Source organism: Streptomyces sp. GMY02 (assembly GCF_019056675.1).
GTDB classification, from domain to species: Bacteria; Actinomycetota; Actinomycetes; order Streptomycetales; family Streptomycetaceae; genus Streptomyces; species Streptomyces odonnellii.
This window is the reverse complement of the sequence record NZ_CP077658.1, coordinates 8,290,583-8,312,912: the sequence shown is the minus strand read 5'-3', so window position 1 is coordinate 8,312,912 and position 22,330 is coordinate 8,290,583. Positions and strand designations below refer to the sequence as shown.

At 69.0% G+C, this 22,330-nt stretch carries 21 protein-coding genes and 1 pseudogene; 10 read left to right on the top strand and 12 right to left on the bottom strand.

All coding sequences use genetic code 11. The features are described 5' to 3' along the window. Window positions 1-237: 237 nt before the first annotated feature. On the bottom strand, window positions 238-1,014 hold the full coding sequence (locus KQY30_RS34970) for an SDR family oxidoreductase (RefSeq protein WP_217310497.1): 777 nt from the start codon (window positions 1,012-1,014) through the stop codon (window positions 238-240). 224 nt (window positions 1,015-1,238) lie between these two features. Between KQY30_RS34970 and KQY30_RS34965 the strand changes: the two genes are divergently transcribed. Continuing rightward, window positions 1,239-2,111, top strand: a complete 873-nt coding sequence (locus KQY30_RS34965) for a helix-turn-helix transcriptional regulator (protein WP_217310496.1) — start codon at window positions 1,239-1,241, stop codon at window positions 2,109-2,111. 154 nt (window positions 2,112-2,265) lie between these two features. Here KQY30_RS34965 and KQY30_RS34960 read toward each other — a convergent pair whose 3' ends face one another. The 6 genes from KQY30_RS34960 to KQY30_RS34935 all read right to left on the bottom strand — a co-directional run bounded on the left by KQY30_RS34960 (window position 2,266) and on the right by KQY30_RS34935 (window position 7,053). Then, window positions 2,266-3,033 (bottom strand): calcium-binding protein, encoded by a 768-nt coding sequence (locus KQY30_RS34960; RefSeq protein ID WP_217310495.1) that lies wholly within the window; start codon window positions 3,031-3,033, stop codon window positions 2,266-2,268. 369 nt (window positions 3,034-3,402) lie between these two features. Next, entirely contained in the window at window positions 3,403-4,029 is a 627-nt protein-coding gene (locus KQY30_RS34955) for a TIGR04222 domain-containing membrane protein (protein ID WP_217310494.1), read from the bottom strand. A gap of 175 nt (window positions 4,030-4,204) precedes the next feature. Next, window positions 4,205-4,768, bottom strand: coding sequence for a hypothetical protein (locus KQY30_RS34950; RefSeq protein WP_217310493.1), 564 nt, complete (start codon window positions 4,766-4,768; stop codon window positions 4,205-4,207). 33 nt (window positions 4,769-4,801) lie between these two features. Beyond that, window positions 4,802-5,254 carry a hypothetical protein gene (locus KQY30_RS34945; RefSeq protein ID WP_217310492.1) on the bottom strand — a complete coding sequence of 151 codons (453 nt, stop codon included), beginning with the start codon at window positions 5,252-5,254 and terminating at the stop codon, window positions 4,802-4,804. Between the two features lie 256 nt (window positions 5,255-5,510). Beyond that, window positions 5,511-6,764, bottom strand: a complete 1,254-nt coding sequence (locus KQY30_RS34940) for an IS701 family transposase (RefSeq protein ID WP_217307746.1) — start codon at window positions 6,762-6,764, stop codon at window positions 5,511-5,513. 82 nt (window positions 6,765-6,846) lie between these two features. Continuing rightward, window positions 6,847-7,053 (bottom strand): hypothetical protein, encoded by a 207-nt coding sequence (locus KQY30_RS34935; RefSeq protein ID WP_217310491.1) that lies wholly within the window; start codon window positions 7,051-7,053, stop codon window positions 6,847-6,849. A gap of 137 nt (window positions 7,054-7,190) precedes the next feature. On the opposite strand from KQY30_RS34935, the gene KQY30_RS34930 reads away from it, so the two are divergent. The 9 genes and pseudogenes from KQY30_RS34930 to KQY30_RS34890 all read left to right on the top strand — a co-directional run bounded on the left by KQY30_RS34930 (window position 7,191) and on the right by KQY30_RS34890 (window position 16,500). Next, window positions 7,191-8,330, top strand: a complete 1,140-nt coding sequence (locus KQY30_RS34930; RefSeq protein WP_217310490.1) for a sensor histidine kinase — start codon at window positions 7,191-7,193, stop codon at window positions 8,328-8,330. 10 nt (window positions 8,331-8,340) lie between these two features. Beyond that, window positions 8,341-9,051 carry a response regulator transcription factor gene (locus KQY30_RS34925; protein WP_217310489.1) on the top strand — a complete coding sequence of 237 codons (711 nt, stop codon included), beginning with the start codon at window positions 8,341-8,343 and terminating at the stop codon, window positions 9,049-9,051. Between the two features lie 4 nt (window positions 9,052-9,055). Continuing rightward, window positions 9,056-9,139 (top strand): annotated as a pseudogene (locus KQY30_RS34920) (IS5/IS1182 family transposase); the annotation flags it as partial. A gap of 359 nt (window positions 9,140-9,498) precedes the next feature. Further along, on the top strand, window positions 9,499-10,788 hold the full coding sequence (locus tag KQY30_RS34915; RefSeq protein WP_217310488.1) for a cytochrome P450: 1,290 nt from the start codon (window positions 9,499-9,501) through the stop codon (window positions 10,786-10,788). Window positions 10,789-11,187: 399 nt separating this feature from the next. Next, window positions 11,188-12,681: a hypothetical protein gene (locus KQY30_RS34910; protein ID WP_217310487.1), complete on the top strand. Its 1,494-nt coding sequence runs from the start codon at window positions 11,188-11,190 to the stop codon at window positions 12,679-12,681. A 1,131-nt stretch (window positions 12,682-13,812) separates the two neighbouring features. Further along, the gene (locus KQY30_RS34905) at window positions 13,813-14,379 is read left to right on the top strand and encodes a snapalysin family zinc-dependent metalloprotease (protein WP_217310486.1); all 567 of its coding nucleotides are present in this window, start codon (window positions 13,813-13,815) and stop codon (window positions 14,377-14,379) included. 338 nt (window positions 14,380-14,717) lie between these two features. After that, window positions 14,718-15,554: an alpha/beta fold hydrolase gene (locus tag KQY30_RS34900; RefSeq protein WP_217310485.1), complete on the top strand. Its 837-nt coding sequence runs from the start codon at window positions 14,718-14,720 to the stop codon at window positions 15,552-15,554. A gap of 22 nt (window positions 15,555-15,576) precedes the next feature. Further along, window positions 15,577-16,110, top strand: a complete 534-nt coding sequence (locus KQY30_RS34895; protein WP_217311507.1) for a TetR/AcrR family transcriptional regulator — start codon at window positions 15,577-15,579, stop codon at window positions 16,108-16,110. 84 nt (window positions 16,111-16,194) lie between these two features. Beyond that, window positions 16,195-16,500 carry a hypothetical protein gene (locus tag KQY30_RS34890; RefSeq protein WP_254407475.1) on the top strand — a complete coding sequence of 102 codons (306 nt, stop codon included), beginning with the start codon at window positions 16,195-16,197 and terminating at the stop codon, window positions 16,498-16,500. 220 nt (window positions 16,501-16,720) lie between these two features. On the opposite strand, the gene manD is transcribed toward KQY30_RS34890, so the two are convergent. From manD to KQY30_RS34865, 5 genes are all read right to left on the bottom strand, one after another. Continuing rightward, a complete protein-coding gene (gene manD, locus KQY30_RS34885; protein ID WP_217310484.1) occupies window positions 16,721-17,935 on the bottom strand; it encodes a D-mannonate dehydratase ManD in 1,215 nt (404 codons plus the stop codon). 66 nt (window positions 17,936-18,001) lie between these two features. Further along, window positions 18,002-18,856 (bottom strand): carbohydrate ABC transporter permease, encoded by an 855-nt coding sequence (locus KQY30_RS34880; RefSeq protein WP_217310483.1) that lies wholly within the window; start codon window positions 18,854-18,856, stop codon window positions 18,002-18,004. Next, complete coding sequence (locus KQY30_RS34875; protein ID WP_217310482.1) at window positions 18,853-19,812, bottom strand: carbohydrate ABC transporter permease; 960 nt, start codon at window positions 19,810-19,812, stop codon at window positions 18,853-18,855. The genes KQY30_RS34880 and KQY30_RS34875 overlap by 4 nt, the downstream gene beginning before the upstream one ends. Next, window positions 19,812-21,119, bottom strand: a complete 1,308-nt coding sequence (locus tag KQY30_RS34870) for a sugar ABC transporter substrate-binding protein (RefSeq protein ID WP_217310481.1) — start codon at window positions 21,117-21,119, stop codon at window positions 19,812-19,814. Before KQY30_RS34870 ends, KQY30_RS34875 begins: the two co-directional genes overlap by 1 nt. A 240-nt stretch (window positions 21,120-21,359) precedes the next feature. Further along, entirely contained in the window at window positions 21,360-22,148 is a 789-nt protein-coding gene (locus KQY30_RS34865; RefSeq protein WP_217310480.1) for a FadR/GntR family transcriptional regulator, read from the bottom strand. Window positions 22,149-22,330: the final 182 nt, after the last annotated feature.

Below are 22,330 nucleotides of genomic sequence, written 5' to 3'. Positions count from 1 at the left end.
AATGGACTCCCCCTTCAGCTCCCGCGTCCGCCGTCGGCTGCGGACGCCGCTTCGGCGAGCTGGGAAAGACCCGGCCGGCGACGGTACCTACCCCGGCGGCGGATGCACCCGCGGCTCACCGCGCGGGAGCCCCGTCACATGTCGGCCCCGCCGCCACGCCGTGCGTTTTCGTCACGCGGTACGAGACACACCCCGGCCGGCCCGCCCGGAAGGCAGGCCGGGGCCCGACGGCAGCGGTCAGCTAAGCTGACGGGTGGGCATGATCGTGACCTGCTGAAAGTTCACCCGCGGCGGCAGGCCGGCGATGAACCCGATGGTCCGCGCGATGTCCTGAGGCGTGAGCCACTCCATCGTTTCCTTTGAGCCTTCCAGCCACTGAAGCGCGCCGTCGTCGGTGACATGCTTCTGGAGCTCGGTGCCGACGATGCCCGGCTCGATCGCGGACACACGTACGTTCTTCGCACCCAACTCGACGCGCAGGTGGCGGGAGAGATGGGTGACGTAGGCCTTGGTGCCGGAGTAGACGGCGAAGTTGGGGAAGATGTTCTGGGCCGCGATCGACGAGGTGTTGATCAGGTCGGCCACCCCGCGCTCGGCAGCGGCCTTCACGAGCTGGGGTGTGAACGCGCCGATGGCGTTCATCAGCCCGGTGACATTGAGGTCGATCTGGTGCTGCCACTGGTCCGCCGGCCATTCCTCAACCGGGGCGGGCAGCATGACACCCGCGTTGTTGAACAGCAGGTCCGCGCCACCCAGGTCGGCCATCACACGGTCGGCCGCCGCCTGCACCGCGGCAGCGTCCGTCACGTCCACTGCGATGGCCACCGCGATGCCACCGGCCTTCTCGATCCGGGCGACCAGATCATCCAGCCGGTCCGCGCGCCGTGCCAGCACCACCACGGTGGCGCCCAGCTCCGCCAGGTGCTCGGCGGACGCCTCACCGATACCGCTCGATGCGCCGGTGACCACAGCGACCCGGCCGGTCAGAGACGTGGCAGAAGATTCCGTCAGCATGGTGTACCTCTTCCAGAGGGAGAACGGAGCGAGTGCGGAACCGGTTGTCACCGGCCCCGCATCCAGCACACCACCGCCACACCCCCGTTTTTCCGCTCCCAGCGGGCCCTGCACGGGCAGGTACTCCGGAAACGGGCCCGGCACGGGCAGGTACTCGGGAAACAGGTACCGACAGGGCCACCCAGCGCTGGGCACGGCACCGGCGGCACGCTCAGACTGGGGGTATGGACCGCAGCAGCGAACTGGCCGACTTCCTGCGCACACGCCGTGCCGGAATCACACCGGACATGGCAGGACTGCCCGCCGACGGGCGTGCGCGCCGGGTGCCGGGGCTGCGCCGTGACGAGGTCGCCCGGCTGGCCGGAGTCAGCACCGAGTACTACACCCGCCTCGAACAGGGCCGTGGAGGAAACCCGTCCCCCCAGGTTCTCGAAGCCCTCGCTCAAGCGCTCAGGCTCGATACGGCGGAACGCGAACACCTCGTCAACCTCCTGGCACGCCCCACCCCGGCACGGCGCGCCCCCAGCAGCCCGCAGCGGGTCCGCCCCGGCCTGCACCTCATGCTCCACACCCTCGACCACGTGCCCGCCTTCATCCTCGGGCGACGCACCGACGTCCTGGCCTCCAACCGCCTCGCCCGCGCGATCCTGACCGACTTCGACGCTCTCCCCGCAACCCGCCGCAACCTCGCTCGCTACTTCCTGCTGGACCCCGCGGCCCGCGAGCGGGTCGGCGACTGGGAACGGATCGCCGCCGAGACCGTCGCCATGCTGCGCCTCGAAGCCGGCCGTTACCCCCACGACCGGCAACTCGCCGATCTCGTCGGCGAACTCACCCTGCACTCGGCGGAGTTCAGCACCTGGTGGAACGACCACCGCGTGCTGCGCCGCACCCACGGCACCAAGCACTACCACCACCCCCTCGTCGGCGACCTGCACTTCGCCTACGAGTCTTTCCAGGCACCCGGTGACACCGACCAGACCATGTGCGTCTACAACGTCGAACCCGGATCGCCCACCGCCGAGGCCCTTCAGCTCCTCAGCAGTTGGACCGCCCCCCAGCGCAACGCACCCGCCATGCGGCCGGACGTCCAGTGACCGAAGGGACGCGTGTGACCTTGTCAACAGCCTGGCGTGGGCCTTGTCCACGCCCCGGCGTGGACCTTGTACACGGCCCAGGTCCGCGGAAAGCGGTACCACCGCGAGATCCGGTGGTACCGCTCAGTTCCTGCGGCGTGCGTGCTTCTTCGGGCTACCGGACGTCGACGTAGTCGGCGGCGGCCGTAGCCGCGGCGGTGGACGTCGTACCGGCGTAGGCAAGGCGCCAGTACCCGTCGGCGGAGGCGCCGACCGTGGTCTTCAGCGCGCCCTTGCTGCTGGACGTGATGGTCTTGACATTGACGTACTTGGTCGTTCCGGCCTTACGGAACTGGAGCACCACCTTCTGGCTTCCGTATCCGACGGCCTTGTGCGTCTCCCAGTTGGCCACGGTCAGTGAGCCGGTGACGGTGATGGGCTTGCCCTTCTTCACCGGCTCCGGCGCTGCGTTGACCGTCAGCTTGGTGGCGCGCAGCACCTTGAAGGTGAGGGCGGGGTCCTTCTGTATGTAGTGGCCGTCCATGCCGTTGGCGTAGGCCCACATCTTCCAGGTTCCGGCGTGCGCGTTCTTGATGGCGTCGAAGGTGTCGTTCAGGGTGCACGTATAGACCGGGACGGCGTGCTTGCCGCAGATGGGAAGGATCACACCCCAGTCGTTACGGCTGATATTCGTGCCGTGGTAGAGGATTCCGCCGGCGTCGCTGATGCCCTTCGGGTCGGAGACGGTCATCTTGACCGTCACCGGCGTTCTCCCGGAGACGCCGAGCACGATGGGCTTGCCCCCGTTGACCACCACGCTGGAGATCCGGGTGTCGCCGTAGACGATGTCGGCCTGGGCGGCGGGCACGGTGAGTACGGACAGGGCCAGGGCGCCGGTGACGGCGGTGGCGACGGCCAGGGTGGAACGCGTACGTGTGTACATGGATACCCCCACATCGGATGATCCCGCCGAGCCCCCCGGCGGGTGACGGTGACGTCAACCCGAGTCTGCGCAGGCCTCGGTGTCCCCGGCGAGGGTCTGCCCGTGAGCGTCGAGGGCCCGTCGTCCCCCTGTTGCCGGACACGGACATCGTCACCGGCCTCCCCCGCCGGCAGCCCCGTACGTTCATCGACCGCGGGACCCAGGTGCGGGTACTGGTCCGACCGCGCCCGGTGGGCCGGGACGCGCTGTCGATTTCGTACGGCTTGACGGGGTCAGCTTTACGAGGCCGGCTTGGCGAGGCCGGCGTGAAGCGGCTGTTCGCCGTGGGCCCGGTCAGGGCGCGTTTGAGCTGGATGGATCCGTACGGGTTCAGTCCCCGCCGCCACCGCCACCGCCACCGCCACCGGAGTGACCGGAGCCGCTGTCCGTGTCGGAGCCGTGGTGGGAATCGTGGTGGGAGTCGCGGTCGGAATCGAGCGCTTTGCCCAGCCGGATCAGGGACTTGCCCAGCCCGGAGGGAAGTTCGGCTCCGCTGATCACGCGGCTCAGCCGCCGGTCCGGGACGGCCGCGGGGCCCTCGAAGACGTACGCGGGAAGGACCGCCTCCCGTACGGCGGCCTCCAGGCTCCGCCGGCCCGCCTGGGTGAGGCGGCGCCGGTAGCGCGTACGTAGACCGTACGCGACGAGCCAGCGCTCGATCGCTGCCGTCTCGGCGCCGCGCGCCACCTCGGCGAGCACCCAGGCGACGCTCCTGCTCTCCGGGCAGAGCGCGAGGAGGGCCTGCTCCACGGGATGTTCCGCCCCTCCCCCGGCCGGCCCGTCCGGGCTCTCCGCCGCGCGCACCCGAGGCCCGACGACCGTGATGACGCCCCGCCCGCGCAGTCCCACAAGCGCCGTCTCCGCCACACGCCTTGCCCCGCCCGCGAGATGGGCGATGTCGTACCGGTCCAGTGTCGGCGTGTCCGCCGTGGCCCGCCGCTGGAATATGGTCCCCATCGGTAATGATCCCCCCCGACCCTCCGGCCCCGCAGCTTCTCCTGTCATCAGTGTCGTCGGATTCGCCCCGCTCCAACCCGTACTTGCGCAGACCGCGTACGACAGCCGACGCCGGCCCTTGCCCACCGCCGCCGCGATAGCCGGTCCGGAACTCCTCCAACCGGCCCCCGGCCGCTCAAGGTTGCTTCTCGACGTCCTTCACCGATGTCGGCCCCAATTGCTTGGCGCTGGCGTACTCCGGCATCGTCATGGGCTTGTCGAACAGGAAGAACGACTGGTTCGTGCCGACCGTGAACTCCATGTACGCGCCCGTCGTGGCGTCGAAACCGTAGTAGGCGTTGCAGGTTGAACCCGAGGAGTACGTACCGTCCATGCCGGGCTGCGCGAGGACCGCGATGCCGTTGGAGGAGGACTCCACCCGCTCCGTCGGAGTGAGCATCTTGCAGCGCGGCACCGGCAGGCCCTTCATGATGAAGTACCCGTACTCGCCGTTGGCGTTCTGGATGTAGACGTACGAGAGTTTGCCCCGCTTCCCCCACGTCTTGAGCCACTGGTTGATCGCTTCGCGGGTCGGCGAGTACTCCATGCGGCCCGCCGGCTGCTCGGCCACGAGGCGGTCGTAGTTCTCCTGCTTTGCCTTGTTCTCCTTGTCCTGGCTGGAGTCGGTGCAGGACGTCAGGGCCAGGCCCACAACGAGCGCGACGACGGTGGCCAGGGCCATGCGTACGAACTTCTTCATGCGGTGCCGCCCTCTTCCCGGGGTGAGATGGGATCAGTTGGTGCACGTCGTGTGCTCGGCGGTGGTGTCCAGCCGGTACGGCAGATCCTTGTCACGGAAGGGCGCGCGGTGCTCCTGGGCGGCCTTCGAGTTGTAGGCGTTGACGGACTCGATCCGGGTGGCCTTCAGCGCGGTGATCGACTGGTCGATCTGCGTCGTGCGCGTCTCCGAAGCGGCCTTCCGCTCCTCCTGGAGCGCTTGGATCGTCCCTTCGGCGTTCTGCACGGCCGCGCACAGATCGAAGAACTCCTCGTACGTGGTCTGCCGGAACTCGCCCGAACCGACGGTGTTCTCGCGCTCGTCCGCCTCACCGCGGAACGGGGCGCTGATCCACCCCGCGCTGCCGAAGGCGAACACCCCGATCACGTACAACACCGCCAGGCCGACGACCCCGTAGACAGCCCAAGCCCCTAACCGTGCCCCCTCGCGTACGTGCCCCATGGTCATCCCCCTTCACAGGTGGTTCCGCAGCGTGGGACCACCTTCCGTGAAGGAGGACACGGCGCCCGGTGAAACGGTTCCGCCACGGACCGCCCGGTCGGTGCGGCGCTTCGGTCTCTTGCGGATGGCACCGTTCTCCTTCACTGCCGCCCGGTAACTACAAGGGCTTAGTACTCCAGCAGCGGTTCGTGTCCTGAGCTGCGTTTTCGGTAGTGGCAGTGGCGGGCGACGGCCTGGCGGTGTCTTCTCCAGGCCGACCATTTCAGTGTGTGGGTGACGGGATCACGGTCGGCTCGTGGGTGGGGCAGGAGAGCGTCCAGGAGCCGCCGGATCTCTGCCACGGTGAGCGGGACGAGGGCCGATCCGTTTCTGCAGCCCCCTTTGCGGCGTCGGTGGTGGCCTGGGCTGCGAGTGCGGCCAGGACGGCGTGGGCGAGCATGGCCAGGGTGATGTGCCGGTACCAGCCGATGTAACGGCGGACTTCGTACTGGTCGAGGCCGCACTCGTTCTTCGCAGCCTGGAAGCACTCCTCGACAGCCCAGCGGGAGCCGGCAATCCTGACCAGCTCGGCGATCTCGATCCCGACGGGTGAGTAGGCGAGGTAGTAGGCGATCCGGCCGGGGTCGGACAGGCTGCGGCGGGCCATCACCCAGCGGTGACGGGTGGGCGGATCGGCATCGAAGACGAGGTTGGCGGGCAGCCTGGCCGCGGCCCAGTCGTAGACGCGCGGGCCCTTCGCCCCGTGGCCGCAGGGCAGCCGTTGCCAGGCATCAACAGGCGCTTCTTTGATGAGCTGGTCGATGCGCCAGATGCCGGCCAGGGACTTGATCTGCTGGGATTTGGGCACCGCCACCACGTATCCGACGTCGAGTTGTTCGAGCAGGCGACGGAAGTGCCAGTCCTGTCCGTAAGCCTCATCCGCGGTGACCCAGGCGGCGGGCAGGCCGGCGGCGATGCAGCGGCGGACAATGTCCCGGGCCAGTTCACCCTTGGTGGCAAACCCTCGCTCGTCAGGGATCTTCGCGCCCCGGCAGCGGTCCCGGTCGGATGTCCATGCCTTGGGCAGGTAGAGTTCGCGGTCGACCAGGGCCCGGCCCGAGCGGGTGGCGTAGGCGGCGAACACTCCGATCTGGCAGTTGTCGATCTTTCCCGAGGTGCCGGTGTACTGCCGACCGACCCCCGCCGACGTGGTGCCCTTCTTGATGAACCCGGTGTCGTCGATGATCAGTACGCCGTCCGGTCCGAGTCGTTCAGCGACGTATGCACGGACGTCGTCGCGCAGGGCGTCCGCGTCCCAGACACTGCTGTTCAAAAGCCGCTGGAAGCCGTCGGGAGTGCGGTGACCTGCCCACTCCGCGAGCTGCCAGCCGTTCTTGCGTGCCGCCTGTCCCAGCAGGCCCCGGACATAGTCCCGCATCCGCCACCGCAGATCCGCCCGCCCGAACCCGCCCGCAACCCGCCCGAACACCGACTCCAACTCATCGGCCCACCAAGCGACTTCAGCCATCCCCTTCATACCAGGACAACGACAATCACCAGCTCAGGACACGAACCGCTGCTGGAGTATTAGAAGGGAGTTCGCCCCACCTGGCCGACTGTTACTCCTTCGGGGCCCTCTGCACGGCGGTACCCACGGCGACGCCCAGGACGATGAGCGCGATGCTGATGTAGATCTCGTAGCCGTCGACGTACAGGTGCCTCATGAAGCCCATGAGCGGGATCCACGTGCCGAAGGCCTCGTGAACGATGCCCTGCAGGCCGCCGACGATGAACGTGAAGCTGATGAAACCGAGTATGCCCTTCATGCCATGAACAGTAGAAACCCCTGTTCAGGGCCGGTATCGGTCATTGGTATACGGGGGTGGCGGGCTTGTAGTCCGAAAGTATCGCCCCGGCTGTACGCGGGACCCGGCGGCTGCGCCGCGGACGTAGATTCGGCGCTATGCGCAATCGCCGCGACTGGTTCGTCGACATCACCTTCTTCCTCTTCGCCGTGGTCTTCTCCGTGGTCACGGCGGACTCGGTGCACCTGGACGAGAGCATGTCCGGCGGCGAGCAGATCGCCGACCAGGTGGCCGGCGGGCTGGCCTGCGCGTTGGTGTTCCTCCGGCGGCAGTGTCCGGTGCAGCTCGCCGTGGTGCTGATGCTGGCCGGGACATATTTCCACCATCTGACCGGAGCAACGCTGGTGGCGCTGTTCACAGTTGCGGTGCATCGGCGACGGCGGGTCACCTCCTGGGTGGCGGCGGTCGCGCTGGTGCAGTTCGTCGTGTTTATGGCGCGGGGGCCGGATACGGCGTCCGAGGCGGCCAGTTCGGCCTTCACCTATTTCGCGCTGGTGGCGGGCGCCATCGGGTGGGGGCTGTACGTACGCTCCCGGCGGGCGCTGGTCGCGTCGCTGGAGGAACGCGCGGCCCGGGCCGCCGACGAGGCCCGACGGCAGGCACGAGAGGAGATCGCCCGGGAGATGCACGACGTCCTCGCCCACCGGCTGTCGCTGCTGAGCGTGCATGCGGGAGCGCTGGAGTTCAACCCGAGCGCCTCCGCGGCGGACATCCGGCACGCGGCCGAGGTGATCCGCGACAGCGCGCACCAGGCGCTCCAGGACCTGCGCGAGGTGATCGGTGTTCTACGGGCGCCGACGCCCGGCCCGGACGGGGCCGAAGAGTGGCCGCAGCCGACGCTGGCGGACGTGGGGCGGCTGGTGGCGGAGTCCCGCGAGGCCGGGATGGGCGTCACGTACCAACAGGAGGCCGAGGACGCGGACACACTCCCCGCCGCCACCGGCCGAACCGCATACCGCATCGTCCAGGAGGGCCTGACAAACGCCCGTAAGCACGCGCCCGGCAGCGGGATAACGGTCGCCCTGTCGGGCCGGCCCGGGGAAGGGCTGACGGTGGCCGTGACGAACCCGCTGCCGGGCAGCCCGGGAACAACGATCCCGGGTGCGGGGCAGGGCCTGATCGGGCTCGGCGAACGCGCCCAACTGGCCGGCGGGCGGCTGGAGCACGGCCCTCGGGGCGACTCGTTCGTGCTGCGCGCCTGGCTGCCCTGGGGCGGCACCAAGGCGGTGGGCCGCTAACGTGACCGTCATGATCCGAGTACTCCTGGTCGACGACGACCCGCTGGTGCGTTCCGGGTTGCGGCTGATGCTCGGAGGCGCGCCGGACATGAAGGTGGTCGCCGAAGCCACGGACGGGGCTGAAGTGGCGGCGCTGGTGGCCGAACACTCCCCCGACATCGTGCTCATGGACATCCGGATGCCTGGCATGGACGGCCTCGCCGCCACCGAGGCGTTGCGCGCCCGCCCTTCCCCGGCCTCTCCGGGAAGCCCCGTACCGGAGATGCGCCATCCCCCCGAGGTGCTGGTGCTGACCACGTTCAACACCGACGAGCACGTGCTGCGAGCCTTGCGCGCGGGCGCGGCCGGCTTCGTGTTGAAGGACACCCCGCCCCAGGAGATCGTGGCGGCGGTACGAAGGGTGGTGGCGGGCGAGCCGGTGCTCTCGCCTGCGGTGACGCAGCAACTGATCGCACAGGTACAGGTATCGGAGGGAAGGGGTACGGGCGGGCGCGAGACCCGGGCCGAGCAGGCCCGGGCACAACTGGCGCTGCTCGGCGACCGGGAGCGGGAAGTGGCGGTCGCGGTGGGGCAGGGCAGGACCAACGCGGAAATTGCGGCAGAGCTCTACATGTCGGTACCGACCGCCAAGACGCATGTCTCGCGCATCCTGGCCAAGCTGAACCTCAACAACCGCGTACAGATCGCCCTCGTGGTGTACGACGCGGGCGCGGCACGCTGAGCGCTGGGCCGCACCGGTCGTGGCCGGAGCCGTCCACGATGTCCGGGCCGCACGCGGGCACGGGATCACCGACTCCGCTGCACGCGCACCGCACTCCCGATTTCCCACCTGACCCAACATCATCTAACTGCACAGCGTCACCACCTGACGCAACATCACCTGATGTCACAGCATCCGGCGAAAGCTCAGGACGCGATATTGCCCGGGGCAAAAGACCGTGGCACGATCGAAAAACTATTCGCCCTGATGGCAGTGAGGTGTTCATGAAACGGACACGACGCCTGGTGGCTCACCTGGTGGGCCGGAAGCGGGTCAGCGGACGCTACATCTACTGGCCCTACCACGCTCGATAGCCCGACCCGTTCACTCGGTAGCCCGACCGTTCAGCGGAGAACGCCGATCGCAGGATCCCTCACGAGGGATCCTGCGATTCACCAGGGAGGGCGCGTGGCGCACAGCGAGAAGCTCAGATGGCCGCCGGGCCCGCGCGGGCACTGGCTGAGGGGCAACACCCGCGAGTACGAGGCCGACCGGATCGGCTTCCTGCGCCGCTGCCACCGGGAGTACGGTGACGTCTTCTCCTACGACGAGCACACGCTGTTCGTGATCGACCCGGAACTCACCCACGAGGCGCTCGCCCGCACCGGCGACGCCTTTGTGACCGAGCTGGCGCCTTTCGACATGCGGCGGGATCTCGACCAGGCCACCGCACACGGCACGTCCTGGATGTCCGAACGCCGGGCCGCGTGGCCGGGGCTCAACCGGACGGCGGCTGCCACGACCGACGACCTGACGGTCGCGATCCTCGACACGGTCATCGCCGACGCGGCCGGCCGTGATGTCGACGTACTCACCATGATGCGGACGCTCACCGCCCGGACGATCGCCGAATACTGCTTCGGCGCGGACTCCGCCGACGTCCCCGATCTGCTGCACGAGACCGTACGCGCCACCCAGCCCTTCGCGGAGTCGTCCCGTGAGTTCCCTGCGTGGCTTCCGCTCCCCCGCCACCGCCGTTTCTTCCGCACCTACCAGCGCCTGACCGAAACGCTGACCGGCCTGGTCAGGGAGCGGCGCGCGTACGCGTCGAAGTCCGACGCGCCCCGGCACGACCTGCTCGGCTTTCTCCTCGCCGCCGAGCCGACTCCGCCCGTCGACACCGTGGTGTCGACGCTGCACAGCGTCCTCATGGGCGGCCACGGCGTCCCCGCCGCCGCCCTCACCTCCGTCGTGTGGGAACTCGCCCGCCGCCCCCGGCTCGTGGACGACCTCCGCGACGAGGCGAACGGCCCTGCGGACGGCGGCGGCACTCCGCTGGCCGAGGCCGTGGTCCGGGAGACACTGCGGCTGTATCCGCCCGCGTGGCTGATGACCCGTACCGCCAGTACGGAGACCACCCTGGGCGACTGGTCGCTCAGCCCCGGTGACGACGTACTGCTCAATCCCTACCTGATCCACCGGGACCCCCGGTGGTGGCCCCGCCCGGACGAGTTCGACCCCACCCGGTGGCTGGACGGCCGATCGTCCCCCGGCCCGGCCTACCTCCCGTTCGGTGCCGGACCACGGGTGTGCCTGGGCGCGGCGCTGACCATGCGGCAGTTGACGCTGACCACGTCCCGGCTGGCGCACCGCTTCACCATCGAATCACCGAACGCCGAGTCGGTGACACCGCAGTTCGTCGACCGCCTGGCCCCCGCAAACCTCAAAGCCCGCTTCCTGCCTACCGGGGAGCGGTAACTGTCGCTGTACGCGGAACGGTGGCTGTCGCCCGCTCCTCCCTTCCACGGCCTGCTCCTGGACATGCCAGGAGCCACAGCACGGCTGGGGCAGCTTTAAGGACAGCGGTCAGGCCGGCCCGGCGGCCGCTGACCCTGCGTGGTCCTGACCGTGGGACCCGGCTCGGCCTCCGGGCGGTCCGGGCGGTCCGGGCGGTCCGGGCGGTCCGGGCGGTCCGGGCGGTCCGGGCGGTCCGGGGCACGATACGGAGGACCGTCGTCCGTGCTTGTCCCGGTTTGTATCACCGTCATACAGTGGCATATGCTCTCAGCCCGCCAGCGTGCCGGTGACACCGTCCCAGCGGATGCGCAGCGCACGCGCGCCGCCACGCGCGCCGTGCGGGACGGTGCGAACCCTGACGTGCGGCTCCCGGTGTGGCGGATGCCCCTCGCGGATGTGCTGCGGCTTCAGCGGGCCGTAGGGAACCAGGCCGTCACCCGCGGCGTCATCCCCACCCGGGAGGGCGCCCGCCCGGCCGGAACGGGACCGTCCAGCGGGGTCGTGGTGCAGCGGCAGGAGATGTCCACCGGCTTCGTCCCGTGGACCGGTGACCCCCTGACCATGGCAAACACCCTGCGGAACCTCGTCGGCGAGCAGGGCGTCGAGCCCGTCCTGGCATCGCTGCGCATGCTGTGGATCGGCAGCATCGTGGACACGCTGCGGATGCTGAGGGTCGACCCCGCCGCCTTCGGCACAGTCACCGGCGCGCCCCAATTCGCCGCGGACCCGCGGCTGTCGGGGGCGCTCGACGTCGTCCTGGACCGTCCGCTGCGTACGACCGGTCTCTTCCAGGACCAGGCCGTGGTGCTGGCGGCCATGCAGGACGCACCGAGCTGGCCGGACATCATCGGTTCGCAGGCGGCGCACCCCTGGCAGGCGGACCCGCCGATGTCGCTGCCCAATTCCGACTCCTCACCGGACATCGTCCGCCGCGACCCGCGCTACCTCCCGGAGCTCTACAACGCCATCCGGCGCAACAGGGCGATGGCGCGCGAGTTCGCGCTGCGGAACAGGGGCAGCGGTTACGTGTACGTCGGCCCCTCGCACAAGGGCGACAAGCCCGAGGGCCTCGACCAGGGCGGGGAGAAACGCAAGGCAGTCAACGCCGCCATCTGGCGCGAACTCGGCGTCGGCGAGGGCACGCAGGCGTCGGTCAACACCTACGACTCCGCCAAGTTCACCTTCGGCCCCGGGTTCGCGGCCCGCGGCGGGCTCGACGCGGTGATGAGGAATCTCGCCAAGGCGGGATCCGGTGTCCTGGAACCGCTGCGTAACGCCGGGGTGGTCTTCCGGGACAACAACTGGTACGTCGTCGACCCCGACGAGCAGGCCGTGAAGTCCGGCAAGGCCGCGCTGGACGTCTTGTCACGGGACAAGGGCCTTATCGACGCGTTCCTTGAGACGGCCGGCGACCCGAAGATGCGCCGGGACTGGATGGCAGCGGAATGGCAGGCCCTGAACCAGGGCGGCGGCGCGGCAGCCGTGCCCGAGCAGGTCGTGAACGGGTGGGACGTACCGACCGTGGTCTTCGTCGCCCACTGCGTGCACTGGCGCCCGGCGCTCGACTGGAAGCACTGGGACGGCCCGACCGCGCCGGACCTGCTGAGCGTCGTCCGCGAGATGGCCCCGCTGATCGACCGGCAGAAGGACCCCCGCATCCTCACCTGGGGCTCCGCCGCCACCCTGCTCGGCTTCAGCGACCGGCTGCTGTGGCGCACCCTGACGGCGAGCAGGCAGCCACAACCCCTGCCCGACGACTGGGCCGGCTCTGCCCTGTTCGAACGGGCGATAGCGCTGCCCGCAGACCCGCGGTCAACCGCTTTCTTCATCATCCAGAGCAACGAGGGGAACTGACACGGGTTCCCGCGCCACCTGCTCATCTGTCAAAACTCGACCCGCAGCCCCGGACCTCCGCACCGTTGATCAACACAACTGGTGAAGAGTCCGGCGCCACAGCGCCTCGAGCCAAAGCCCGCCCACAGCTTGTCGTTTAACCTGGTCTCCTTGAAGGGGCGGGAATGGATCAGATGGTCTTCGAGTCCATCAGGTACTCGGCGAAGTGCCAGGATTGCGGTGCGGAGCTGGAGTGCTGTGGCGTCCAAGCTTTGGTGAACGACTCCTTGCGCTGGGATACTGAAGCCAGTTGCCCAGCCTGCGGGTTCACCGTGGCCATATGCGGTGGCGAACTGCCTGCCGAACTACGGAACAGACTGCTCGAAGGGCGTGGATCAGCCCGTATTCAGGTGAGCCCATCAGCGAGGAGCGCGGCGATCATGCGAGTTCTGCGGTCAGAACTCGGCATCGGCCTGGCGGAAGTCAAGTCCTTGCTGGGGGAGCTCTTGGCGGGAGCACACTCGGGCACGATGCCTGAGATGGAGCTCCTGGCCCGCAAGCTGCGGGCGTCGGGCATCGACACCGTTGCCGTTCGCCCATAGGGTCCGGACCTGGCCGTTCAGTTGATACTCCGGATTTTGGTGCCCCCGTTGTGGCGTGTGAGTCGGGTGTAAGACTCGCCGGTGGCGAGGCCTCGTCCATCGTCGCAGCGGCAGGTCGGCTGTCGAATTCTCGATCTGGCTCATCGGCCCAGGCGCCTGCCCCGGTCGGTTCATTGCGCCGCCGAACGGGGACCACCACTTTCGCAACAGGCCCTGGTACGGACGCATCTAGGCTGCGGCGGGATACCGCCCACCACTGCGAGCGACGTCGTACACCAAGGCGAGGACCTCGGGCGGTGGGCGATGTCGGTGAGGCTCGGGTGGGACCAGCTCATCGGCGTGCAGCAGTCTATGTGCGAGCACGTCCTCCGGATCGAGCCCGCGACCGACCGTGGCGGCGGTGACGACGGCCCCGGAGTGCCGCGCCCGCTGTGAACGTGAACAGCCTGTGGCCGCGTGCCTCAGATTGACGGATTGGTGTCGGTCCCCGCTGGGCAGTGAGCAGAAGTCATGTCATGTGCACGACTACCGTTCCGTATGGAGGCCGACCATGCACGTCCGTACGTTGACCAGCGGACTCACCGCCGCCCTGGCCGTGACCCTTTCCCTGATGGGTGGCCAGGCCGTCGCCGCCCCCTCGGTGGACACGGACAGAGCGGCAGCCGCGCGTATAGTCACCTATGACGCCAGCGGCTCCGCGGAGTTCAGGTCCGCGGTCGACCGGGGCGCGGCGATCTGGAACGAGAGCGTCGACGCCGTCGAGCTGCGGCCGGTCGCCTCCGGGCAGCGCGCCAACATACGGGTCCTGGCGGACAACGGCTGGCCCCGCGCCATCACCACCTCCCTGGGCAACGGGACCGTCTACATCGGACGGCAGGCGGTGACCGAGGGGCACAACACCATCCGTATCTCCTCTCACGAACTGGGCCACATCCTGGGCCTGCCGGACCGCAAGCCCGGGCCGTGCTCAAGCCTGATGTCCGGTTCCAGCGCCGGAACCTCGTGCACGAACGCCTACCCGAACGCCGCCGAGAAGTCCGAGGTCGAAGGCAACTTCGGCGGCGCACTCGCGCGGACGCCCGCAGCGGTACCGCTCAACGTCATGATCGTGGACTGACACACGGCACGGAACCCCGAGCGGAAATGACCGCCCCGGAGCGCAGACCGCGCTCCGGGGCGGCTTTGGTACGCGGGCACACTCACCCCGCCGAGCGACGTCACCGAAGCACTCCGCACCGCCGCACGACGCCTCCGACCGGACCCGGAACATCGCCCTCCATGTCGCAGCAACACCGACCTCCGCGCGGGCCCCGACCCTGAACGCCAGGTCTGATCCCCTCCACAGCGCTTCGTCGCCCCTCCCGGCCGTGCCGGTGCCGGGGATTTCGTCGTTGACAGGCTCGGTTAATCACATTAGCTTTCAGCTAACGCAGTTAGCCAGACATGGAGGAAGTCATGACCGAGTACCTGGCCGTCGACGGCGGCAGGATCGCTTACGAGGTGGCGGGGTCCGGCCCGCTGATCGTGCTCGCACACGGCATGGGCGACAGCCGCGCCGCCTACCGTGCCGTCATCCCGCAACTGGCGGCAGCGGGCTACCGGGTCGCCGCGGTCGATCTGCGCGGCTGCGGCGAGTCCAGCGTCGACTGGCCGGCCTGGAGCCGCACCGCCATCGCCGGCGACCTGCTCGCCCTTGTCCGCCACCTGGGCGGACCGGCCGTGCTCGTCGGCCATTCGATCTCCGGCGGTGCCGCCACCATCGCCGCCGCGCAGGAACCCTCGCTGATCACCGCGGCCGTCGAACTGGCACCGTTCACCCGCAAGCAGTCGATCCGCCTCGGCGACCTGCGGGTGAAGCGCTTCCGGCAGAGCATGCTGCGGCTGCTCGGCACGGGCGCGTTCGGAAGTGTGCCGCTCTGGCGCTCGTACCTCGACGTGGCCTACCCCGGCGCGAAACCGGCCGACTGGACCGAGCGGCTCGGCCGCATCGACTCCCTGCTGCGCGAGCCGGGCCGGATGAAGGCCATGCAGAGCATGGGCCGCAGCGCCCCCACCGACGCCGGCGCGCAGCTCGGCAACGTCCGCTGCCCGGTCCTGGTCGTGATGGGCACACTCGACCCCGACTGGGCCGACCCGCACGCCGAAGGCTCGGCGATCGTCGATGCCCTGCCCTCCAGCCTCGGCCGCCTCACGATGATCGAAGGCGCCGGGCACTACCCGCACCACCAGTTCCCCGACCAGGTGGTCTCGCTCGTCCTCTCCTTCCTCCGAGCGGACGCCGCCTGTGCCTAGGGCCGGACTGGACCCGGCGGCCGTGGTCGCGGCCGGCGCCGCCCTCGCCGACGAAGTGGGTCTCGCCAACCTGACCATGGGCCTGCTGGCCACGCGGTTGGGCGTGCGTACCCCGTCCCTCTACAAACACGTAGGCGGCCAGGAAGACCTCAACCGGCGCATCGCGGCCCTGGCACTGGGCGAGGCCGCCGACGCCGTCGGCGGCGCGGTCCAGGGATACGCGGGCCGCGACGCCCTGGCAGCCGCAGCACGTGCCTTCCGCGCCTTCGTCCTGGAACACCCCGGCCGGTACGCGGCGACGCTCGGCATGGAACCATCCGGCCCGCACGACCCACTCGCCACCGCGGGCCGGCGACTGCTCGACGCGTTCACCACGGTCCTGCGCGGCTACGACATCAAAGAACCCGACGTGGACCACGCCCTGCGCATGCTCCGCAGCCTCTGCCACGGCTTCGCCACACTCCAGGCGGCCAACGGCTTCCAGTGGAGCACCGACATCGACGAAAGCTTCGAGTGGCTGATCACCTTCACCGACCAGGGCCTGCGCACGATCTGAGAACACCGCCCCCATCGACAGCAGGTCGGGGACGATCGGCCGGGACAGCGCATGATGTCCACACCCATCGAGAGGAGTTGTGCGGTGCCGATCAGCGTGAGACTTGAACGGCGGATCCGGCGTGACTTCCCCGAACCCGGCGCGGCGGCAGAGATCACGCGGATGCTTGATGAACTCCCGAGCACGGCGAGCCATGACGCGGAACACTTCGCGGGTGAGCGCCTGCAAGCAGCGATCGTGCTGCTCGCCGAGGGCAGCATCCACCGGTTTCATGAGGCCGTCCGGCTCGCCTTGGTGGACTGGCGCGACCTCCTGGTCGCGGCCGAGTTGGCTCACGAGAACTGGCCCGATCGCTTGCGGGCCGAACTGGGTACTGAGGCGGTTCGTTGACCGGCGCGCGGGATCCGGTCCCACGTACCGTCCGCCGGCCGGCGCCGATGCCGTCCGTTCCACGGAAGCAGGAACGGGGGCCCGAGTACGAGTACTCAGGCCCCCGCGATCCATGACGAGCCGCCGATCACCCAGGCCCGGACGGCTCGCAGCCGTCCGCCGACGCACACACCGCCACACGCCGCGCGGACCCGTCGGCGCCCCCGTCATCCGCGGCAGGTCACCAGTCGTGGACCGTACCGTCCTGGAGGCGGTTCACCGGCAGATACGCCTGCCGGTACGGGTGAGCCGCGGCCAGGTCCTCGTCCAGTTCCACCCCGATACCGGCCGCCTCACCCGGATGCATGTAGCCGTCGGTGAAGGTGTAGGCGTGGCGGAAGACCTCCTGCGTCAGTGTGTTGTGCCCCGAGTACTCCTGGATGCCGAAGTTGTGGACCGCAAGGTTGAGATGGACGGCTGCCGCCATACCGACGGGCGATATGTCCTCCGGCCCGTGGATACCGCTCTTGATCTGGTACTGGGCCGCGAAGTCGAAGAGCTTGCGCAGTGGTGTGACACCGCCGAAGTGGGTGACGGCGGAGCGCACATAGTCGATCAACTGCTCGGTGATGAGCGTCTGATAGTCGTGGACGGTGTTGAAGACCTCGCCGATGGCAAGCGGAACAGTGGTGTGCCGCCGCACCAGCCGCAGTGCCTCCTGGTTCTCGGCGGGCGTGCAGTCCTCCAGCCAGAACGGACGGTACGGCTCCAACTCCTGCCCGAGCCGCGCTGCCTGAATGGGCGTCAGCCGGTGGTGCGCGTCATGGAGCAGCGCCAGATCCGGCCCGAACTCGGCGCGTACCGCCTCGAAGACCCGTGGAATGTGGCGCAGATACGCCTCCGTGTCCCAGTCCTCCACAAGAGGCTTCGCGCCCTGATGCGGTACGGGCTTGTCGTCGGTGTCCGTGGTGTGCACCCCGTACACCGACTTGAGGCCGGGGATGCCGGTCTGGATCCGGATCGCCGGGTAGCCCTCGCTCAGCCGGGCGCGCACCGAGTCAAGGAGTTCCGGAAGATCCCGGCCCTCCGCATGGCCATACGTACGGATACGGTCACGGCTCGCCCCGCCGAGAAGCTGGTACAGCGGCAGTCCGGCCGCCTTCGCCTTGATGTCCCACAGGGCCACGTCCACGGCGGCGATCGCTGCCATCGTAACCGGGCCTCGCCGCCAGTACGCGCCCCGGTACAGCGACTGCCAGGTGTCCTCGATCCGGTGGGCGTCCAGCCCTATGAGCAGCGGTACGACATGGTCCTCCAGGTAGCTCACCACGGCGAGTTCACGGCCGTTGAGCGTGGCGTCCCCCAGGCCCGTGAGGCCCTCGTCGGTCGTCACCTTCAGGGTGACGAAGTTGCGTCCGGGACTGGTGACGACGACTTTCGCGTCGACGATCTTCATGTGTCTGCTCTTTCCGAGCCGGTGCTGTCCCGGCTGCGTCAGGGAGGTGAGAGGAGGAACGACCGGTCAGCTCTTGGAGGCTCCCGAGGTCAGACCGGCCACGAGGTACTTCTGGCCGACGACCGCGGCCACCACGACCGGCACCGTGATGAGGGTGGCGGCCGCCATCAGGCCGCCCCAGTCGGTACTCGCGTACGAGATGAAGTTGAACAGCGCCACCGGCACGGTCTGCGTACGGTCGTCGGCGAAGACGAGCGCGAACATGAAGTTGTTCCAACTGAACACGAACGCCAGGAGCGAGGCGGTCGCCGTTCCGGGGGCCGCCAGGGGCAGGGTGATCCGCCAGAAGGCGCCGAACGCGGTGAGCCCGTCGGTACGGCCGGCCTCCTCCAGTTCCACCGGCAGTCCCGCGAAGAAACTGATCACGATCCACATGATCAGCGGCACCGACACGAACATCTGGCTGAGGATCAGGACGGTGTACGAGCCGACAAGCCCGATCTGCGCGAAGAGGTAGTACCAGGGAACGAGCAGCGAAATCGCGGGCACGATACGGGCGACCAGGATGAGGGAGCCGGTGCGGTGCATCCGGAACCGGCCCACCGCCCAGGCCGCCGGTACGGCGATGACGGCGGAGAGCACGGTGGAGACCACCCCGACCAGCAGGGAGTTCCCCATCGAGCGCAGGATCTGGCCGGCCTCCACGATGTTGCGGAAGTTCTCCAGCGTGGGCGAGAACCACAGTCCGACCCGGGGGTCGGTCACCTGAACGTTCGTCTTGAAGGCCGCCGCGAACATCCACACGACGGGCAGCACGAAGATCAGTGTCACCACGGTGATGGCGACGCCGCGCAGCCAGCCCAGACCACGGCGGCGGCGTGTGCGCCCACCAGGCGCGGTGATGGCGTGGGAGGCGGTCATGCGGCGTCCTTCCTTCCGGAACGGCGGCGCAGCACCACGACCACGCCGACGATGAAGAGCGTGAACAGCACCAGCACGGCCGCGGCGAGACCGTACTCCTGGTAGTCGAAGGTGAGCCCGTAGGCGTACACGTTGAGGGTCTCCGCCTCGAAGTCCGAGCCGCCGCCCGGGCCTTTGGTGGCGTAGAGGATGTCGAACGTCTTGAGCGCGTCGACGGCGCGCAGTACGAGGGCCGTGCCGATCGCCGGGCCGAGCATGGGCAGGACGACATGGCGGAAGCGCTGCCAGGCGTTGGCCCCGTCGACGAGCGCGGCCTCTTCGGGCTCCTCGGGCAGGGTGGTGAGCCCGGCCAGCAGGAGCAGCGTCATCATCGGTGTCCACTGCCACACGTCGATGAGCATCAGTGTCGGAAGCGACTGGCTCACCGAGCCGAGGAATTCCATCCGGGGAAGTCCCATCGAGGCGAGCAGATGGTTGGCGATGCCGTTGGTGGGGTCGAGGATGAGCAGCCAGAGGATGCCGATCGCGACGGGCGTCGTCAGGAGCGGGATGATCAGGACCGTCCGTACCCAGCGCATTCCACGGAACGGTTTGCGCATGAGCATGGCGAGCGCCAGGCCCAGCACCGTTTCCAGCGCCACGGCTCCGATGGTGAAGATCACGGTCCGCTGCACGGCGGGCCAGAACCGGCGGGCGTCGCTGAGCGCGTCCACGAAGTTCCGCAGTCCCACATGCTGCTTCTGGGCGTTCACCGCGCCGAAGGCGTCGGTGAGGCTCAGGTCGATGGTGAAGGCCAGCGGGAAGACGATCATCAGTCCGACGAAGGCCAGTGCCGGGGTGAGCATCAACCACTTCAGCCGCCGGTTGGCCTGTTCTACGGTGCGCGGAGCCCGGCCGCGGGGCGGACGGGCGGAGTCCCGCGCCGTCGCGCTCACACGGACCTCGGTGGTGGACATCAGGACTCCTTGTGGCGGTTGTCGCGGACGAGGAAATCGGCGAACTCGGCGTCGGCGTCGCGGATCACCGGCTTCACCGGCTTGCCGAGGATCCCGGCCACCAGCGGGCGCCCGACGATGTCCCGGGCCCGGCCGACCTGGAGCACCTGGGGGCGGTCGTGCCCGATGCCGCGCTCGGCGTTGATCCGCATCGCCTCGGCGAGGTCGGGCGGGAAGGACGCGAGCGTGCTGGGATCGGACCACACGGACTGCCGGGCGCACGGTATTCCCGCGGACTGGAGCTCGCCGGCCATGTCCGGGCCGGCGGCCCAGCGGATGAACTCCCATGCCTCGTCCCGCAGTCGGGAGAAGGTGTTGATACCGAGGCTCCAGGACGGGATGTTGTGCGGGCGGGCGCCCGCGGGCCCCGCGGGGAACGGCGCGAAGCCGACGGCCTTGCCCACCGAGGAAATGCCGGGATCCAGGAAGCTGCTGTAGATCGCGTCGGCGTCGATGTAGAACGCGGCCTTGCCCTGGGCGAAGATCGGCATGGCCTGTTCCAGGCTCATATTGGTGGCACCGGGCGGACCCGCCTCGTGGAGCAGTTTGCCGTAGTACTCGTACGCGGCGGTCGCGGCGCGGCTGCCGATGCCGGACCTGCCGTTCACGACGAAGTCGCCGCCGTACGAGTAGAGATAGCTCGACCACTGGGAGACGGCGCCGCTGCGCTGCCCGCGGCCCACGTACCCGAAGAAGCCCTTGCCCGGGTCGGTGAGCCGCACGGAGGCGTCCATCAACTCGTCGAGCGTGCCGGGAGGATCGGCCAGATCCTTGCGGTAGTACAGCGCCGGGCGTTCGGTGACCACCGGGACACTGAGCACCCGTCCCTTGGTCTCCGAGGCACCTCGGGGGGCCTTCTGGAAGTCCTGCCAGTCGAACTCCGCCTCGCCGTGGACCCGGTCGGTGAGATCGGCGAGCCAGCCGTTGTGCGCGAAGACCGGCTGCTCCTGGAGGGCGCGGACCATCATCACGTCCACATCGGTGCCGGAGGCGTTGAGCTTCACGTTGTAGCTGCTGGCGAGCTGATCGGCGGTGAGCAGGGTCATGGAGACCCGCCGACCGATGCGCTCCTCGAACTCCTTCAACCGGGGGCGGACGGCCTGCGACCAGACGTGATTGATCGCCATGATCCGCAGCGGCGTGTCCGCCGACGGTTTGCCGCCCCCGCGCGAACAGGCGCCGAGCGCTCCGGCACCGACGGCCGCCGCTGCGCCGGCGGCCAGTCTGCCGAAGCCGCGGCGGCTGAGGAACTGGCTGCTCGTGGACATCCTCGTCCTCGTCTCTCTGCTGGTGATGCGTCCCGTGCATCCGACCACTGGTCCAACTGGTAGGACCAGTTGGTTCGTGGAGGGACGTTAACAGGCCATGCGAGTGCTGACCAGACCTTGGACCGACCGGCGACGGAGCGACTTGCCACACATCAAATGCGGGCATAAACGGCATAACGCCCACATGGTCGCGGGCGTGCGGGCAAAAGGGGGCCGTTCAGCCGCCGGTTTTCCGGGTCCTTATCCGGCCTGGTGATCGGATTCGGCCAGCAGCAGCTCGATGTGCCGCCGCGCCATGACATCCACCTGGACGTCGAGATCGGCGCCGTAGGTGCGCGTACCGAGCAGGAGGTGCTCCCGCATGTGCGCGCACGCCAGCTTCTCGTCGCGCGCGACGATCGCCTCGAAGATCTCCGGATGGTGCGGCACCCCCGGCTCCTCGATGGAGGGGTCCGAGTTGGAGCGGAGCATCATCTCGAACATCATGCCGCTGATCGACGACAGCATGATCCGCAGGACCGGGTTGCCGCTGGCGACAGCGATCGCGTCATGAAAGGCGACATCCGCGCGCGCCTTGGTGACCACATCGGTCGCCGACTCCAGTGTGGCCTGCGCCACACGCATCGCCTCGATGTCGTCCTCGCTCGCCCGCTGCGTCGCCAGCCGGATCGTCTCCACCTCCAGCGGCAGCCGCGCCTCGATGAGCTGGCGCACGGTGGGCCGGCCCGTCCTGTAGAGGGCGTCGTACCCGCGGACATGCCCGGACGACTGGTCCCGTACGAAGGAGCCCCGGCCCGGCGCCACCTCGATCAGCCGCTGCGCCTCCAGCCGCTGAAGAGCCTCCCGCACCACATTCCGGCTGGAGCCGAATGTCACGGCGAGTTCGCGCTCCGACGGCAGCTTGGCGCCGACGGCGATCACTCCGGACCGGATGTCGTGCTCCAGTTGGCGCGCGATGCGCTCGGTGAGAAGCCCGCTCCGGGCACTGGTAGCGGCCCGGCGCGACTGCGAGGACGGGGCAGGCGGCATAACCAGGAGGGTACAGCGTCTCCACGAGGCGAGTCGCCGCCCAGGGAGGACCCGGCGGCGGGCGGGGGTGCCACCGGGTCCGCCCCTCGTTCCGTGACCGCCATTTTCTGTTTCGGCGACCGCCATTTTCTGGACTTGCCGGTTCAGTTTCGGTGTGCACCGTGGACCGCGCCGGTTCGCAC

Bases quoted from the DNA above. Each gene is read 5' to 3' on its own strand.
- KQY30_RS34950 (WP_217310493.1), bottom strand. From the start codon at position 4,768: ATGAAGAAGTTCGTACGCATGGCCCTGGCCACCGTCGTCGCGCTCGTT.
- KQY30_RS34925 (WP_217310489.1), top strand. From the start codon at position 8,341: ATGATCCGAGTACTCCTGGTCGACGACGACCCGCTGGTGCGTTCCGGG.
- KQY30_RS34955 (WP_217310494.1), bottom strand. From the start codon at position 4,029: ATGGGGACCATATTCCAGCGGCGGGCCACGGCGGACACGCCGACACTG.
- KQY30_RS34960 (WP_217310495.1), bottom strand. From the start codon at position 3,033: ATGTACACACGTACGCGTTCCACCCTGGCCGTCGCCACCGCCGTCACC.
- KQY30_RS34865 (WP_217310480.1), bottom strand. From the start codon at position 22,148: ATGCCGCCTGCCCCGTCCTCGCAGTCGCGCCGGGCCGCTACCAGTGCC.
- KQY30_RS34875 (WP_217310482.1), bottom strand. From the start codon at position 19,812: ATGTCCACCACCGAGGTCCGTGTGAGCGCGACGGCGCGGGACTCCGCC.
- KQY30_RS34935 (WP_217310491.1), bottom strand. From the start codon at position 7,053: ATGAAGGGCATACTCGGTTTCATCAGCTTCACGTTCATCGTCGGCGGC.
- KQY30_RS34940 (WP_217307746.1), bottom strand. From the start codon at position 6,764: ATGAAGGGGATGGCTGAAGTCGCTTGGTGGGCCGATGAGTTGGAGTCG.
- KQY30_RS34905 (WP_217310486.1), top strand. From the start codon at position 13,813: ATGCACGTCCGTACGTTGACCAGCGGACTCACCGCCGCCCTGGCCGTG.
- KQY30_RS34945 (WP_217310492.1), bottom strand. From the start codon at position 5,254: ATGACCATGGGGCACGTACGCGAGGGGGCACGGTTAGGGGCTTGGGCT.
- KQY30_RS34880 (WP_217310483.1), bottom strand. From the start codon at position 18,856: ATGACCGCCTCCCACGCCATCACCGCGCCTGGTGGGCGCACACGCCGC.
- KQY30_RS34930 (WP_217310490.1), top strand. From the start codon at position 7,191: ATGCGCAATCGCCGCGACTGGTTCGTCGACATCACCTTCTTCCTCTTC.
- KQY30_RS34870 (WP_217310481.1), bottom strand. From the start codon at position 21,119: ATGTCCACGAGCAGCCAGTTCCTCAGCCGCCGCGGCTTCGGCAGACTG.
- KQY30_RS34970 (WP_217310497.1), bottom strand. From the start codon at position 1,014: ATGCTGACGGAATCTTCTGCCACGTCTCTGACCGGCCGGGTCGCTGTG.
- manD (WP_217310484.1), bottom strand. From the start codon at position 17,935: ATGAAGATCGTCGACGCGAAAGTCGTCGTCACCAGTCCCGGACGCAAC.
- KQY30_RS34965 (WP_217310496.1), top strand. From the start codon at position 1,239: ATGGACCGCAGCAGCGAACTGGCCGACTTCCTGCGCACACGCCGTGCC.
- KQY30_RS34900 (WP_217310485.1), top strand. From the start codon at position 14,718: ATGACCGAGTACCTGGCCGTCGACGGCGGCAGGATCGCTTACGAGGTG.